Source organism: Acidimicrobiales bacterium (genome assembly GCA_041394245.1).
In the GTDB taxonomy this organism is placed as follows: Bacteria; Actinomycetota; Acidimicrobiia; order Acidimicrobiales; family Aldehydirespiratoraceae; genus JAJRXC01.
The window spans coordinates 2,531,500-2,545,718 of sequence record JAWKIR010000002.1 but is presented as its reverse complement, the minus strand read 5'-3'; the positions used below and the strand labels follow the sequence as shown (position 1 = coordinate 2,545,718).

Sequence of the window (14,219 nt, the reverse complement as noted above, 5' to 3'; positions counted from 1 at the left end):
GAGAACGGTAGCCGAGATCGAGACCGATCAGACGATTCGGGCGTCGCGGACGCCCCCTCGCCCCAGGCGTTCCTCAACCAGACCCGTCGGTCGGCCGATTGGGGGGTGTGGCGACCATGACTGCTCCCGCGCCGAGCCCGCATTCGGCCGATCTCGATCGCCGCCTGACGCTCTACCCGAAGGCGCTCCTCCTCGCGCTGGCCGCCGCCTTCGTCTTCGTCATCATCAGCGGTGACGGTTCCGACACGGCATCGGGCCGGGTCGGCGGCGACTTCCCCGCGTTCTACTCCGCCGGCACGATCGTCGCCGACGGCCACATCGACGACCTGTGGGATCCCACCACCCAGGCGGCCGCCCAGGAGGGTCTCCTGGGCGACGAGGACGGGTTCATCATGTTCCCGTACGCCCCGCATGTCGCCGGGGCGTACTCGGTCCTGGCCCGGCTCCCGTACCGAGCCGCCTATGTGGTCCACACGTTCGTGATGGTCGGTCTGCTCGTCGGTGCGCTCCACTTGCTCCGGCCCATGATCTCGGTGATCGACCGGCGTTTCCCCCTCGCCCTCGCGGCGACGCTCACGTCGTATCCCGTCTTCGTCGGCATCGGTGGCGGCCAGAACACCGCGTGCACGCTCTTCCTCGTCGCCCTGATCTGGCGGAGCCTCGCCACCGACCGCGAGCTCGTGGCGGGGCTCGCCGCCGCGGCACTGCTCTTTCGACCGCAGTACGCCCTTCCGATCATCGGTCTGCTCTTCCTCGGTCGCCACTGGCGGGCCGTGGGTGCCGCCGGCGTCGGCGCGGTGGGCGTCTGGTCGGTCAACGCACTTCTCTTCGGGCCCGCGTGGCTGACGACCTGGCTGCGCGAGGTCCGACCGCTGCTCGAGGCCGACGCCGAAGTGAACGCACTCAACGAGATCGCCCCCATCGGCTTCCTGCACTCGCTACTCGGCACCGAGTCGAAGACGGCGCTCGTCGTCGGCGGCCTCGTGTCGGCAGCGGTCGTCGCGACATTGGCGTGGACCTGGTGGCGCAGTGCTCTGGAGCTCGACGAGCGGATCGCGGTGACGACCGCCGGGTTGCTCCTGATCGGCCCCCACACGATCTACTACGACAGCTCGCTCCTCGTGTTCACCGTGTTGGTCCTCTTCGACCGCGGCCGCATCGACCGAAGGATCGTCGCCCTCGCATGGGCCGTCGGCATGGTGCATCTCGCGAAGACCGCGGCCGGCGGATCGCCGCTCGCGGTCGTCGTCGTGGCCGCGTTCGCGGCGACGGCGTGGACTCTCCTGCGCCGGTCCCGTCAGGCCGAGGAGTTGCGCGTGTTGCCGATCCAGGACTCGTGGAGTCCCCGGTAGATCCCGTCGACCGCGACGAGTTCGTCGTGGTGCCCCTTCTGGACGATGCGACCGGCGTCGAAGACGAGCACGAGATCGGCCCGCTCGGCGGTCGACAGCCGATGAGCGACGGAGATCGTCGTCCGCCCGATCGCGAGACGCGCCAGGGCCGACGCGAGGGCCTCCTCGGTCTCGGGGTCGACCGCGGAGGTCGCCTCGTCGAGCAGGAGGAGTCCGGGATCGGCGACCTGGGCGCGGGCCAGAGCGATGAGTTGCCGCTCACCGACCGAGAGTCGACCACCGCGCTCGCCGACCGGCGTGTCGATGCCGAGCGGCAGGCCCGACAGCCACTGGGTGAGTCCCAGTGCCTCGATCGCGGCCTCGGCCTCGTCGCGTGTCGCACCGATGCGTCCGTAGCGGATGTTCTCCTCGATCGTGGTGTCGAACAGGAAGCCGTCCTGAGGGACCATCCGGATCGCGGCGCGACGAGACGCCGGGTCGACCGATCGCAGGTCGAGCCCACCGATCGTCACCACCCCTCCGACCGGATCGGCGAGGCGAGCCAGCAGCCGGGCGAACGTGGTCTTGCCGCTCCCGGTCTCCCCCACGATGGCGACATTGGTCTCGGCGGGGATCTCGACATCGACGTCGTAGAGCACCTGCTCGCCCGTCCGGTAGCGGAAGCCGACGCCGGCGACGGTGATCGCCAGAGGTCCGCTCGGCAGGTGGGTGCCCAGTTCGGGTTCTTCGACCGCGATCGGAACGTCGAGCACGCGGAGGATCTTCCACCAACCCGCCAGTGCCGTCTGGGTCTGGTCGAGCACCTCGCCCAGCTCGGCGATCGGGTTCAACAGGAGGTTGACGAGGAAGAGGAACGCCACGAGCTCACCGACCCCGACGTCGACCACGTCGGAGTACCACACGCCGACCCCGACGGCCGCGGCCAGCGACAGTGAGGAGAAGAAGTCGACGACCGGCAACAACCCCGCGAACCAGACCACCGACCGCATCTGCGACCGGTACTGGTTGTCGATCGCGTCGTCGAGGCGGGCCCGCACCGGTCCGTCGTAGCCGTAGGCGCGGATGACGGGGGCCCCGGTGACGGCCTCCGAGGTCTGGCCGAGGGTCTCCGCCACGCGGGTGCGTACGAGGCTGTAGGCGTTGAACTGTCGCTTCTGCACCCACTTGAGGAACGGCAGGAGCGGGAGATGGCAGACGATGACCACGAGGGTGAGCTGCCAGTTGTAGACGAGCATCACGGCCAGGGCGCCGGTGATGATCGACGAGTTGATCACCCAGCTGATCGCGCCCCACTGGGTGAACTGGGCGAGCGACTCGACATCGGAGGTCACCCGGCTGACGAGCACGCCGCGCCGGCTCTCGTTGTGGTCGGCGAGGCTCAGCTTGTGGATGTGGTCGAAGGCCCGGGTCCGCAGGCCGAGCAGGACCGCCTCGGCCGCGATGACCAATCGGATCTGGGCCATGCGACTCGCGATCATCACGCCGATCACGATCAGCATCGCGCCGGCCGACACGGCCCAGACGAAGCCGGGCCGATAGCCCTCGTCGCTGAGCACACCGCGGTCGAGCACCTGCTGGATGGTGATCGGGATGACCAACCGGCCGAGCGCGGCGACCAGGGCGAGCACGACCGTGACGCGAAGCCCGGTCCGCAGCTCCGGACTGATGGCGAGACCCCGCCGCAGCACCTGGAACGCCGACACGTCGGGGACGACGTCGTCATCGAGCAGGGATACGGGATCCTCCGACTCCGGCGACAGGCCGCGAGCGCTCATGTCGCCTCCGCTTCGTAGGCGGTGACGAGCGCCCGATAGTCGTCGCGCTGCAACAGGGCCGCGTGGGTGTCGGTCGCCACGACGCGACCCTTGTCGAGATAGACGATCCGGTCGGCGAGCTTGATCGTCGAGATCCGATGAGCGACGACGATCAGCGTCGTGTCGAGTTCGCGTTGGAGATTGTCGAGGATCTCGGCTTCGACGAGCGGGTCGACCGCGCTGGTGGCGTCGTCGAGCAGCAGCAGCCGCGGCGAGCGGGCGAGCGCCCGGGCCAGGGCGACGCGCTGGCGCTGTCCGCCGGACAGGGTCTGGCCCCGTTCACCGACGACGGTGTCGGTGCCCTGCGGGAGCGCGTCGACGAACTCCGTCGCCCGGGCGATGGCGAGCGCACCGGCGACGTCGGATGCCGACGCACGGCCCATGCCGACGTTCTCCGAGATCGACTCGGCGAACAGGAACGCCTCCTGGAACACGAGCGCCACACGCGCCGCCAACTCCTCCGGCGACAGATCCTCGACGTCGACGCCGCCGATACGGACGCTGCCCCGCTCACGATCCAGCAGGCCGACGATCGACTCGACCAGGGTCGTCTTGCCGGACCCGGTCGCCCCCACGACGGCGAGGGTCTCCCCCGCGGCGACCGTGAACGAGACGTCGGACAGGATCTCGTGCTGGCCGTAGCGGACCGACAGTCCGTCGACGACCACGTCGAGCGGCTTCTCTGCCAGCCCGCCTCGGCCGCCGCGGGCCTCGACCGGGTAGGCCATGACGCGATCGACCCGTTCGAGCGACACGACCGAACGCGGCATCTCCTCGAGGAAGAACCCGAAGACCCGCAACGGCGTGGTCAACAGGCCGAACAGGGTCGCCGCGAGCACGACGTCACCCGGGGTGGCGTCGCCGGTCGAGATCAGCCAGGTTCCGGTGAGGATCAGCAGGACGATGCCGGCGTTGGGCAGGGCGTCGATCACCGGCTCGAAGTTCGCCCGCAGGCGACCCACGTGGATGCGGGCCTGACGCAGCCGATCCGACGCCTCGTACAGGCGTTGCACCTCATCCTCTTGGCGACCGAGGGTCTTCACCACGAGGGCGCCGTCGAAGCTCTCGTGCGCGACCGCCGAGACCTCACCCACCCGTTGCTGGGCGAGCGCCGCCGGACCCTCGACCTTCGCGGTGTAGATGCGGCTCAGCACCACGAGGGCGGGGAACAGCACCGCGGCGATGACGGCCAGCGTCCAATGGATCATCAGGATGCTCACGAGCGCCACGAGGACCAGCAGGACGACGCTCGCCGAGAACGCCATCGGCTTGAGCACCATCGTCGCCTGCACCAGGTCGATGTCGGCATGAGCCAACAGTTCACCGGTCGGCTTCGATCGATGGAACCGAAGCGGCACCTCGAGATAGTGGCCGAGCAGGGCTCTGCGCCAGTCCCGCTGGGTGCGGTTCTCCGCCATCGACAGGAACAGACGGCGCATGACCACCGTGCCACCGCGAAAGAGCGAGATGCCCACGAGGGCGATCACCGCTGCCCACACGTCACCACCGTCGACGCTGCCGTCCTCGAACGCCGGAATGATCAGATCGTCGGTGATCGCCCGCAGCACCCAGGCGCCACCGACTGCGGCGAACACGTAGAGCAGTGCGCCGAGCATCGCCGCGGCATGGGGCCACGGATGGGCGCGCAACGACCGGGCGATCAGTCGACCGCCCCGTCGCCACAGATGTTCGTCGTCGCCCCCATCGGAGCGGGCCCCTACGAGGTCACTCACGCGGACACGGTATCGGGCCTGCGGGGCAGCCCCCGCGGGTTTCTAGAGGCGGTCGACGATGGCGCTCGCGAACTCCGAGCACTTGACCTCGGTGGCTCCGTCCATCAGCCGGGCGAAGTCGTAGGTGACGACCTTGTCGCCGATCGTGGCCTCGACGGCACGGATGATGTCGTCGGCGGCGTCTTGCCAACCCAGGTGCTCGAACATCATCACACCCGAGAGCAGGACCGAGGACGGATTCACCTTGTCCTGCCCCGCGTACTTCGGCGCGGTGCCGTGGGTCGCCTCGAACACGCCGTGGCCGGTCACGTAGTTGATGTTGGCGCCGGGTGCGATGCCGATGCCGCCGACCTGGGCGGCGAGCGCGTCGGACAGATAGTCGCCGTTGAGGTTCATCGTGGCGATGACGTCGAACTCGGAGGGCCGGGTGAGCACCTGCTGGAGGGCGATGTCGGCGATGGCGTCCTGCACCAGGATCTTGTCGCCGGGGTCGCCGCCGCAGTCGTCCCAGCCGACGGCGACGTCGGAGAACTCTTCACGCACGAGCTCGTAGCCCCACTTCTGGAACGCGCCCTCGGTGAACTTCATGATGTTGCCCTTGTGGACCCAGTGCACACGCGTGCGGCCACGCTTGACGGCGTATTCGATCGCGGCGCGCTGGAGGCGCTGCGAGCCGGATTTCGAGATCGGCTTCACACCGATGCCGGAATCCTCCTTGATCTCCCATCCGAAGGCATCGAGCAGCATCTCTCGCATCTTCTTGGCCTCGGGAGTGAAGGCCTCGACCTCGAGCCCGGCATAGATGTCCTCGGTGTTCTCACGGAAGATCACCATGTCGACGAGCTGGGGCTCCTTCACCGGCGACGGCACGCCCGTGAACCAGCGCACCGGGCGCAGGCAGACGTAGAGATCCATGATCTGGCGGATCGCGACGTTGAGGCTCCGGAACCCGCCGCCGATCGGGGTGGTGAGCGGACCCTTGATGCCGATGAGGTACTCGTTGAAGTCGTCGATGGTCGCCTGCGGCAGCCAGTCGCCCGTCTCGTTGAAGGCCTTCTCGCCGGCGAGGACCTCTTTCCACTCGATGGTCTTGCCGTACTTGCCCGCCGCGGCGTCGAGCACCAGCTTGGCGGCCGGCCAGATGTCGACCCCGGTTCCGTCGCCCTCGATGAATGGGATGATCGGGTTGTCGGGAACGGCCAGCGTGCCGTCGTCTTGCATCGTGATCTTGTCAGCCATGCGGCTGACCTTACCCTGCAAACCCGAACCCGAGAGGCTTCAGCCGAGGTCGATGCGCTCGCAGATCCTGATGGTCGCGTCCGGCTGGTTCAGCGTGTAGAGGTGCACACCGGGGGCGCCCCCTTCGAGCAGACGTTCGATCTGTGTGACCGCCGCGTCGACCGCGACCTCGATGCGTTCGTCGCCGTCCGCCGCGGCCTCCAGGCGGGCCCACAGCGCCTCGTCGACGGCCGTGCCGTTCATCCCTGCGAAACGACGGACGCTGACCGGATTCACGACCGGGATGACCCCGGGAAGCACCGGGGTGTCGCAACCGAGCGCGGCGAGTTCGTCCATCATGCGGAAGTAGTCGTCGCAGTGGAAGAAGAACTGGGTGATGCCGAAGTCGGCGGCGTCGAGCTTCTCGGCGAGCCGGGCCCGGTCGTCGGCCCGGGACGCCGATCGCGGGTGGACCTCGGGAAACGCGGCCACGCCGACGCACATGTCGGTGTGCTCGCGCAGCGTCTCGACGAGTTCGATGGCGTAGCGAAAGTCGCCGGGATTGGGGCTGCCGTCCTCCGGCGGATCGCCGGCCAACGCCAACATGTTGTGGACCCCGTGCGCCTGGTAGTCTTCGATCAGCTCGAGCACCTCGGCGTAGCTGTGTCCGACACAGGTGAGATGCGGCATCGCCGGGAACGACCGGTGCTCGATGAGGTCGAGCACGGTGTCGCGCGTTGTATCTCGGGTACTGCCGCCGGCGCCATAGGTGACCGACGCGAAATCGGGTTCGAGCTTCTCGAGAAGATCGACGGTGTCCCGCAGCTTCGCCTGGGCCTCGTGGGTCTTCGGGGGGAAGAACTCGAACGAGAGGGTGCGGCCTCGATCGAGCAGATCACGAATCGCGGTCATGGGGCCCCACAGTACGCCCTGGCAGGCGCACGGGAATGGGAAGTTCGGCCCTTTCACACAACGGCAACGCCTCAGGACGAAACGAGCCGGTTGGCCTCGTCGAACACGTCCTGCAGACGGGCACCGACGTTCTCGCTGAACGCGGCCAACGCAGGTCGACTCAGCCGACCTTCCGGCGCCGGAATCGCTTCGCCCACCACGACCGCGGTGCGGCACCGATGCAGGAACTTCGCTCCCGAGGGCAAGGCGTTCTCCGTTCCGCCGATGCCGACGGGGACGATCATCGCGCCCGTCTTCGAGGCGAGGTACGACATGCCGTCGAACACCCCGGCGACCCGATCGCCGCTCTGGCGGGTCCCCTCGGGGAACACGATCATCATCTCGCCGGCATCCAGGATCGCACGGGCCGAACGCATCGCGTCACGATCGGCCTCGCCGCGACGCACCGGAATCGCACCGAGGGCGGCGCAGACCCACGCGCTGACCGGGTTGACGAACAGCGACTGCTTCCCGAGCGCTCGCATTCGCCGCGAACCCGCGGCCGCCACGAGCGGCGCATCGAGGTTCGAACGATGCACCGGGGCGATGATGACCGGTCCGTCGAGGTCGAGGTTCTCGGCCCCGTGGACCTCGGTGCGCACCCACCGGAAGATGACGACCCGGATGAACAGGTGAACGGCGCGATAGAAGCGCAGGGAGGACCGCTGCTTCCCGACCCTTACCGCCCACTCCAAGCTGCGCGGCTCCTTCTCGGCCTTGGCCGCCGGCCCCGCCTTGTCGTCGTTCGCCGCCATGATCGCCCTAGTGGAGGAAGTGACGTTCGCCGGTGAACACCATCGCCACGCCGCGGGCGTCGGCCGCGGCGATCGTCTTGTCGTCGTTGACCGACCCTCCCGGCTGCACGATGATCGCCGCGCCCGCGTCGGCTGCGGCCTCGATGCCGTCGGGGAAGGGATAGAAGGCGTCGCTCGCACAGGCACCGTCCTTGGCCCGGCCGTCGGCCTTCGATGCGGCGATCTCGCCGGACTCGACCCGATTCTGCTGCCCCGCGCCGATCCCCCACGCGACGCCGTCCTTGGCGAGCACGATCGCGTTCGAGGTGACATGCCCGCAAACCCGCCACGCGAAGGCTGCGTCGGCCATCTCCTGCTCGGTCGGTCGGCGTCGGGTGACCACCTGCCAGTCGCTCGGCATCGACGCGAAGTGGTGAGCGTCCTGCACCAGATAGCCGCCGCCGATCTGGCGCAGCTCGAGTCCGTGCGGCGCGGTCGGCGGTGTCGCCGTGAGCAATCGCGTGTTCTTGCGCTTGGCGATGAGACGTTCGATCACACCGTCGGCATAACCGGGGGCGATGACCACGTCGGCCTGCGCTGCGGCCTCCATCGCCTCGACCGTCTCGAGGTCGATGACCCGGTTGGTCGCGACGATGCCGCCGAAGGCACTGCGGCTGTCACACTCGAAGGCCTGCTGGTAGGCGCGGGCCAGGTCGTCGCCGATCGCCACGCCGCACGGGTTGGCGTGCTTGATGATGGCGACTGCAGGCTGGTCACCCAGATCGTGGGCGAGACGCCAGGCCGCGTCGGCATCGAAGAGGTTGAGGTAGCTGAGGGCGACGCCCGAGTGCTGGACGACGTCGTCCCACATGCTCGTCTGGCCGATCGTGCGATAGCGGGCGCCGGACTGGTGAGGATTCTCGCCGTATCGGAGCACATCGGTCCGCTCGAGGGCGAGGTGCAGCGTGGGCGGCAGCGTCTCGGGCTCCTCCTCGGTCTCGTCGATCCACGTGACGATCGCGGCGTCGTAGGCCGCGGTGTGGGCGAACGCGGCGCGGGCGAGGCGTCGCCGGGTCGCGGCGGAGAGCCATCCATCGGCTCGGAGTTCGGCGAGGATGCCGTCGTAGTCGGCGGGGTCGACGGCGATGCCGACGTGAGCGTGGTTCTTGGCCGCGGCCCGCACCATCGTGGGCCCGCCGATGTCGATCATCTCGATGCCCGGCTCGTCGCGGAAGGGATAGAGGTTCACGACCACGAGGTCGATCGGGTCGATGTCGTTGGCTTCGAGGTCGGCCCGATGCTCCGGGTCGTCGCGGTCGGCGAGGATGCCGCCGTGGATCCGCGGATGCAGCGTGACGACCCGATGCCCGAGCATGATCGGCGAGCCGGTGTGGTCGGCCACGTCCGTGACGGGGAGACCGGCCTCGGCGATCACCTTGGCGGTGCCACCGCTCGAGATCAGCTCCCAGCCGAGCTCGACGAGCCCGGCCGCGAGGTCGGTGATCCCCGCCTTGTCGAAGACGGAGAGCAGGGCACGGCGCGGGGATTCTGGCGAGGTCGACATCACGGCCGAACCTAGCAAAGCGCCCACGGATCACACGTTCCCGGCGTGATCGATGCCATGCAGCTAGGGTCCTGTATTCGTAGGTGTACCGCGGGAGGAAAACACATGGACAGCAGCGACATCAAACCCAGCACGATCATGCTCATGGGTGGAGGGGCCGTGCTCCTCTTGGGCACGTTCCTCGACTGGGTGAGCATCGGAGAGGGAGCCTTCGACTTCGGAGCCAATGCCTGGGACACCGACTTCTTCGGCCTGCTCGGCATCGTCGCCGCCCTGATCGGTCTGGTCATCGGCGGGGGCGTCGCCGCGCGTCAGTTCGGCAACGTCAACCTGCCGTCGCTCCCGTTCGGCTTCACCCACGCCCAGGCCCACATCGTGCTGAGCCTCTTCGCCGTGATCATCACGATCGGATTCGTCGTGCGGGGCGATGTCGGCATCGGCCTCTGGCTGTCGACGCTCGCCGCGATCGCGATGACCGTCGGCGCGGTCATGGAGGCCGGAGCCGACAGCGGCGACGCCACACCGCCCACGCAGTTCTGATCTGCCGGGTCAGCAGCCGCCCGGCGCATCTGTCGTCGGCGCGGTTCGCATGGTCTCGACCGGGTCGACGAACCCGTCGCCTTCCTCGTTCGTGACGAGGAAGCGCACGATCGCATCGGCCAGGGCCCGAGCTTCGAATTCACGGCCCTCCTCCGAAGAGAGGAGGGCCGTTTCGTTTTCGTCGAGGCCCAGGAGCTCCACCCTCGCCGCGGCGACGCCGGGGCTGGTCTGGAGCACCCGGAAGAAGTCCTCGCCACGCTGGTTGAGCAACGGCCGCACGCCCGGCTCGGCGTGGGCGGTGAACGGGCCGTCGAGATCGGCGAACGACAACTCGACCTCGTGATGGATGAGCCCGGCGAGCCGACGACTCTCCGGGTCGTCGGCACGATGGAAGACCGTCGGCCGCGGATCGTCGGTCACGGCGTAACCGTCGCCTCGTTGGATGGAGACCAGCACCGCGGCGCCGACGGCCGGCCCGACCGCGCCCCGGGTCCCCGCGCCGAGTTGCGCATCGCTCGTGCGGGTCAGCACCACGGCCACACCGTCGGCCGCGAGCTCCTCGGCGGTGCGCCGAGCGACCGCGAGGTTCACCCGACCCGCCTCGTCGTCGCCCCCGCCGGGATCGAGCACAACGTGCTGCGGGCCGACGCGGGTCGCCGTCGACACCGGCTCGATCTGCTCGCCGCCGCACGGCCCGAGCAGGAAGAAGACCTCGCCGTCGGTACCCGTGACCGGCAGCACCACCCCGTCGTCCGACACGATCGCGCCGGGCACGTCCTCGGCCAGTGCGGGCAGCCGATCGACCACGGGGATCGTCGTGGTGGAGGCGGTCGACGAGGTGGTCTCGTCGGCCGGGGCCGATGTCGACGGCACCACCTCGTCGTCGAAGAGCGTCGGTACGGGCTCGGCCACCTCGGCGCCGCCGCTCACGCAACCGGCGCCGAGCGCAACGAGGACCGCGAGTGCGATCGGGCGGGCGGTCATTGGAGGGCCGGATCGGAGCAGTTCGTCGTTCGCCCCGCACCGGACGGGCCGTATCCGCGAAAGAGCGGGTCGAGCGTGAACCCCGAGCCGGGATCCGCAGTGTCGACGAAGCGCTCGACGGCGGCCCGCACCGCCTCCGCCAGCCCGTCCTGCACGTCGGCCCGGTTGAGCAGGTCCTCCTCGACCGGGTTGGTGATGTAGGCGAACTCGGCGAGCACGCTGGTCACCCCGGCCGGTCGCCGCAGCACCCCGTAGTAGTCGCCGCCGTCGCGGTTCTCACGCCCCATCGCGCCGGCGTCCTCGAGCGCGAACCAGGTCGACCCGAGAGGATCGAGGAACTCGCGGGTCTCCTCGTAGAGCAGGCCGGCGAGCCGCTTCGATTCGGGCGAGGCCAGCTGGAAGAACATCTCCGTGCCGGGCTCGCTGCTGACCGCTTCGGTGCCCGCGTTGTGGTGGATCGAGATGTTGGCGATCGGGTCGAGCGCCAACGCGATCTCGGCCCGGGTGACGATCGGGACGCGGACGTCGCTGTCGCGGGTCATCACCACGCGGTAGCCGTCGGCCTCGAGGGCATCGCGAACCCGCCGGGCGACCTGGAGGTTGATGTCGGCCTCGCGAGTCCCGCCCGGGCCGACCGCCCCCGGCTCCGACCCGCCGTGACCGGGATCGAGAACGACGTCGGCACCCGCGACGAACTCGCCGGCGCCCACGAAGCCCTCACGCCCACAGGGTGTCCAGACCCGCCAGCCGTCGGTGTCGTCATCCAGCACCGGCACGACCCAGCCCGTGGTGGTGATCACGACGCCGTCGCTCTGGCCGTTGACCGGTACGCCCTCCTCGTCGAGCACGAAGGGCGGGGTCGTCGTCGTGGTCGTGGATGTGGGCACGCCCGTGGGAGTTGGCACGGTTGTGGTCGACGCAAGGGTCGTGGTCGACGGAAGGGTCGTGGAGGACGTCGTCGAGGACGCGGCGCCGCCGGCCGGATCGTCGATCGTCGTCTCGTCGGCGACCTCTACGGAGCGGGTTCCACAGGCGACGGCGACCATCACGACGGCACAAAGCAAAGCGTGGAGGGGGCGCACCCCTCCACGCTTGCAGTCTTCGGCACCCAAGTGGTGCCACTCCCCCTCCCACCGCCGTTCTGTGAGCTTGAGCACCGCGTACAGCGGCACTCAAGCTCACAGAACCGGTGAACGGTCAGAGATTGGCGACGATCTCCGCCATGAGTTCGCCGGCTTCGGTCGGGTTGTGACCGACCTTCACACCTGCGTCGGCGAGCGCTTCCATCTTCGCCGCCGCGGTTCCCTTGCCGCCCGACACGATGGCGCCGGCATGGCCCATCTTCTTGCCGGGAGGAGCGGTCACGCCGGCGATGTAGGACGACACCGGCTTGGTCATGTGGTTCTTGATGAACTCGGCCGCTTCTTCCTCGGCCGATCCGCCGATCTCGCCGATCATCATGACCGCCTTGGTCTCGGGGTCGGCCTCGAAGGCCTCGAGGCAGTCGATGAACGAGGTGCCGGGGACGGGATCGCCGCCGATGCCGACACAGGTGGTCACACCGATGTCCTTCTGCTTCAGCTCGTAGAGGGCCTGATAGGTGAGCGTGCCGGAGCGGCTCACGATGCCGACCGGGCCGCCCGCCTTCGCGATGTGACCGGCGGTGATGCCGATGTTGCACTTGCCGGGGCTGATGATGCCGGGGCAGTTCGGGCCGAGCAGGCGGACGTTGGGGAAGTTCCGCTTGAGGTCGTTGTAGAAGTACGCCTCGTCGTGGGCGGGTACGCCCTCGGTGATGGCCACGATGAACTCGACGCCCCCTTCGGCCGCTTCCATGACTGCGCTTCGAACGCCCGGTGCCGGGATGAAGATGCAGCTGGCGGTCGCGCCGGTGGCTGCGACGGCGTCGGCGACACTGGCGAAGATCGGCACGCCGTCGACGTCGGTGCCGGCTTTCGTGGGATGCGTGCCGGCGACCACCTGCGTGCCGTACTCGGCGTTGAGGCGGCCGTAATAGCTGCCCTGGGAACCGGTGAGGCCCTGATAGATGACCTTGGTGTTCTCGTCTACGAAAATGCTCATCTCGGGTCTCCTCAGCTCGCCAGTTCCACAGCCTTGCGGGCTGCATCGAGCATGGTCTCTTCCATCATCAACTTGTCGTTCAGGTTGGGGCGCAGGATCTCGCGGCCCTCGTCGGCGTTGGTGCCGTCGAGGCGGATCACGATCGGCGAATCGATGTCGACCCGCTTCATGGCTTCGAGGATGCCGTTGGCCACCTCTTCACCACGGGTGATGCCGCCGAAGATGTTGATGAAGATGGACTTCACGTTGGGGTCGTTGTTGATCACCTCGAGCGCGCCGGCCATGACATCGGCATTGGCACCGCCGCCGATGTCGAGGAAGTTGGCGGGCTTGCCGCCGACCTGGTTGACCACGTCGACCGTGCTCATCGCGAGACCGGCACCGTTGGCGATGACGCCGACGGATCCTTCGAGACCCACGTATTGCAGCCCCTTCGCGTGGGCCGCTTCCTCGCGCTCGTCGCGCGGCTGTGTCGCGTCGTATTGCGCATAGTCGGGGTGACGGAACTCGCTGTTGCCGTCGAGGGTCACCTTGGCGTCGAGCACGTGGACCCTGCCCTCGGGGGTGAGGATCAGCGGGTTGATCTCGACGAGGTCGGCGTCACCTTCGGTATAGGCGGTGTAGAGCTTCTGGAGGATGTCGACCGTGCCTTCGACCGCGGCGTCCGGCAGGTTGGCCGCGGCGACCCACTCGCGACAGGCGGCCTCGGTCAGGCCGTCGACCGGGTCGATCCAGATCTTGGCGATCGCATCGGGGTTCTCCTCGGCGACGGTCTCGATCTCGACCCCGCCCTCCTTCGAGAGCATGCCGAGGTGCTTCTTCGCCGAGCGATCGAGCGTGAAGCTCGCGTAGTACTCCTCGGCGATGTCGGAGGCCTTCTCGATCCAGAGGCGCTGCACGATGTGGCCGTTGATGTCGAGGCCGAGGATGTTGCCGGCGTGCTCGCGCACGGCGTCGATGTCGGCGGCGAACTTCACGCCACCGGCTTTGCCCCGCCCGCCCGTGTGGACCTGCGCCTTCACCATCACGGGGGTTCCCAGGCGCTCGGCGGCGGCGACCGCCTCGTCGACGCTGAAGGCGGCCTCACCGGGTGAGACCGGCATGCCGTACTGGGCAAAGAACTCCTTGCCCTGATGCTCGAACAGATCCATCGCTTCCTCCTGCTGACGCGAAAAGTGCCATCACCGGCCGAGGCGGCTCAGCGGCGGCACACCGGCGATACTAGGCGGGTCCGCCCGTCCCCTCCA

General features: G+C 68.5%; 12 protein-coding genes. 2 read left to right on the top strand and 10 right to left on the bottom strand.

The window, feature by feature from the left end; translation table 11 throughout:
• The first annotated feature begins 116 nt into the window (after positions 1–116).
• Positions 117–1,352 (top strand): glycosyltransferase 87 family protein, encoded by a 1,236-nt coding sequence (locus tag R2707_12685; protein MEZ5245947.1) that lies wholly within the window; start codon positions 117–119, stop codon positions 1,350–1,352.
• Here the strand turns inward: R2707_12685 and R2707_12680 are convergent.
• The 6 genes from R2707_12680 to purH all read right to left on the bottom strand — a co-directional run bounded on the left by R2707_12680 (position 1,298) and on the right by purH (position 9,366).
• Positions 1,298–3,127 carry an ABC transporter ATP-binding protein gene (locus R2707_12680; GenBank protein ID MEZ5245946.1) on the bottom strand — a complete coding sequence of 610 codons (1,830 nt, stop codon included), beginning with the start codon at positions 3,125–3,127 and terminating at the stop codon, positions 1,298–1,300. The genes R2707_12685 and R2707_12680 overlap by 55 nt on opposite strands.
• Positions 3,124–4,899 carry an ABC transporter ATP-binding protein gene (locus tag R2707_12675; GenBank protein ID MEZ5245945.1) on the bottom strand — a complete coding sequence of 592 codons (1,776 nt, stop codon included), beginning with the start codon at positions 4,897–4,899 and terminating at the stop codon, positions 3,124–3,126. Before R2707_12675 ends, R2707_12680 begins: the two co-directional genes overlap by 4 nt.
• A 42-nt stretch (positions 4,900–4,941) precedes the next feature.
• A complete protein-coding gene (icd, locus tag R2707_12670; GenBank protein ID MEZ5245944.1) occupies positions 4,942–6,138 on the bottom strand; it encodes an NADP-dependent isocitrate dehydrogenase in 1,197 nt (398 codons plus the stop codon).
• A gap of 39 nt (positions 6,139–6,177) precedes the next feature.
• Entirely contained in the window at positions 6,178–7,029 is an 852-nt protein-coding gene (locus R2707_12665) for a methylenetetrahydrofolate reductase (protein ID MEZ5245943.1), read from the bottom strand.
• Positions 7,030–7,100: 71 nt separating this feature from the next.
• A complete protein-coding gene (locus R2707_12660) occupies positions 7,101–7,823 on the bottom strand; it encodes a lysophospholipid acyltransferase family protein (GenBank protein ID MEZ5245942.1) in 723 nt (240 codons plus the stop codon).
• Positions 7,824–7,830: 7 nt separating this feature from the next.
• Positions 7,831–9,366, bottom strand: coding sequence for a bifunctional phosphoribosylaminoimidazolecarboxamide formyltransferase/IMP cyclohydrolase (gene purH / locus R2707_12655; GenBank protein MEZ5245941.1), 1,536 nt, complete (start codon positions 9,364–9,366; stop codon positions 7,831–7,833).
• A 105-nt stretch (positions 9,367–9,471) separates the two neighbouring features.
• Between purH and R2707_12650 the strand changes: the two genes are divergently transcribed.
• Positions 9,472–9,906, top strand: coding sequence for a hypothetical protein (locus R2707_12650; GenBank protein ID MEZ5245940.1), 435 nt, complete (start codon positions 9,472–9,474; stop codon positions 9,904–9,906).
• A gap of 9 nt (positions 9,907–9,915) precedes the next feature.
• Here the strand turns inward: R2707_12650 and R2707_12645 are convergent, their stop codons facing one another.
• From R2707_12645 to sucC, 4 genes are all read right to left on the bottom strand, one after another.
• A complete protein-coding gene (locus R2707_12645; GenBank protein MEZ5245939.1) occupies positions 9,916–10,890 on the bottom strand; it encodes an N-acetylmuramoyl-L-alanine amidase in 975 nt (324 codons plus the stop codon).
• The gene (locus R2707_12640) at positions 10,887–11,972 is read right to left on the bottom strand and encodes an N-acetylmuramoyl-L-alanine amidase (GenBank protein MEZ5245938.1); all 1,086 of its coding nucleotides are present in this window, start codon (positions 11,970–11,972) and stop codon (positions 10,887–10,889) included. Before R2707_12640 ends, R2707_12645 begins: the two co-directional genes overlap by 4 nt.
• Before the next feature lie 115 nt (positions 11,973–12,087).
• Complete coding sequence (sucD, locus tag R2707_12635) at positions 12,088–12,972, bottom strand: succinate--CoA ligase subunit alpha (GenBank protein MEZ5245937.1); 885 nt, start codon at positions 12,970–12,972, stop codon at positions 12,088–12,090.
• A gap of 11 nt (positions 12,973–12,983) precedes the next feature.
• Positions 12,984–14,123, bottom strand: a complete 1,140-nt coding sequence (gene sucC, locus R2707_12630; GenBank protein ID MEZ5245936.1) for an ADP-forming succinate--CoA ligase subunit beta — start codon at positions 14,121–14,123, stop codon at positions 12,984–12,986.
• Positions 14,124–14,219: the final 96 nt, after the last annotated feature.

Excerpts from the sequence above, each read along its gene's own strand:
- R2707_12685 (MEZ5245947.1), top strand. The coding sequence starts at position 117 with ATGACTGCTCCCGCGCCGAGCCCGCATTCGGCCGATCTCGATCGCCGC.
- R2707_12680 (MEZ5245946.1), bottom strand. The coding sequence starts at position 3,127 with ATGAGCGCTCGCGGCCTGTCGCCGGAGTCGGAGGATCCCGTATCCCTG.
- icd (MEZ5245944.1), bottom strand. The coding sequence starts at position 6,138 with ATGGCTGACAAGATCACGATGCAAGACGACGGCACGCTGGCCGTTCCC.
- R2707_12665 (MEZ5245943.1), bottom strand. The coding sequence starts at position 7,029 with ATGACCGCGATTCGTGATCTGCTCGATCGAGGCCGCACCCTCTCGTTC.
- R2707_12660 (MEZ5245942.1), bottom strand. The coding sequence starts at position 7,823 with ATGGCGGCGAACGACGACAAGGCGGGGCCGGCGGCCAAGGCCGAGAAG.
- purH (MEZ5245941.1), bottom strand. The coding sequence starts at position 9,366 with ATGTCGACCTCGCCAGAATCCCCGCGCCGTGCCCTGCTCTCCGTCTTC.
- R2707_12650 (MEZ5245940.1), top strand. The coding sequence starts at position 9,472 with ATGGACAGCAGCGACATCAAACCCAGCACGATCATGCTCATGGGTGGA.
- R2707_12645 (MEZ5245939.1), bottom strand. The coding sequence starts at position 10,890 with ATGACCGCCCGCCCGATCGCACTCGCGGTCCTCGTTGCGCTCGGCGCC.
- sucD (MEZ5245937.1), bottom strand. The coding sequence starts at position 12,972 with ATGAGCATTTTCGTAGACGAGAACACCAAGGTCATCTATCAGGGCCTC.
- sucC (MEZ5245936.1), bottom strand. The coding sequence starts at position 14,123 with ATGGATCTGTTCGAGCATCAGGGCAAGGAGTTCTTTGCCCAGTACGGC.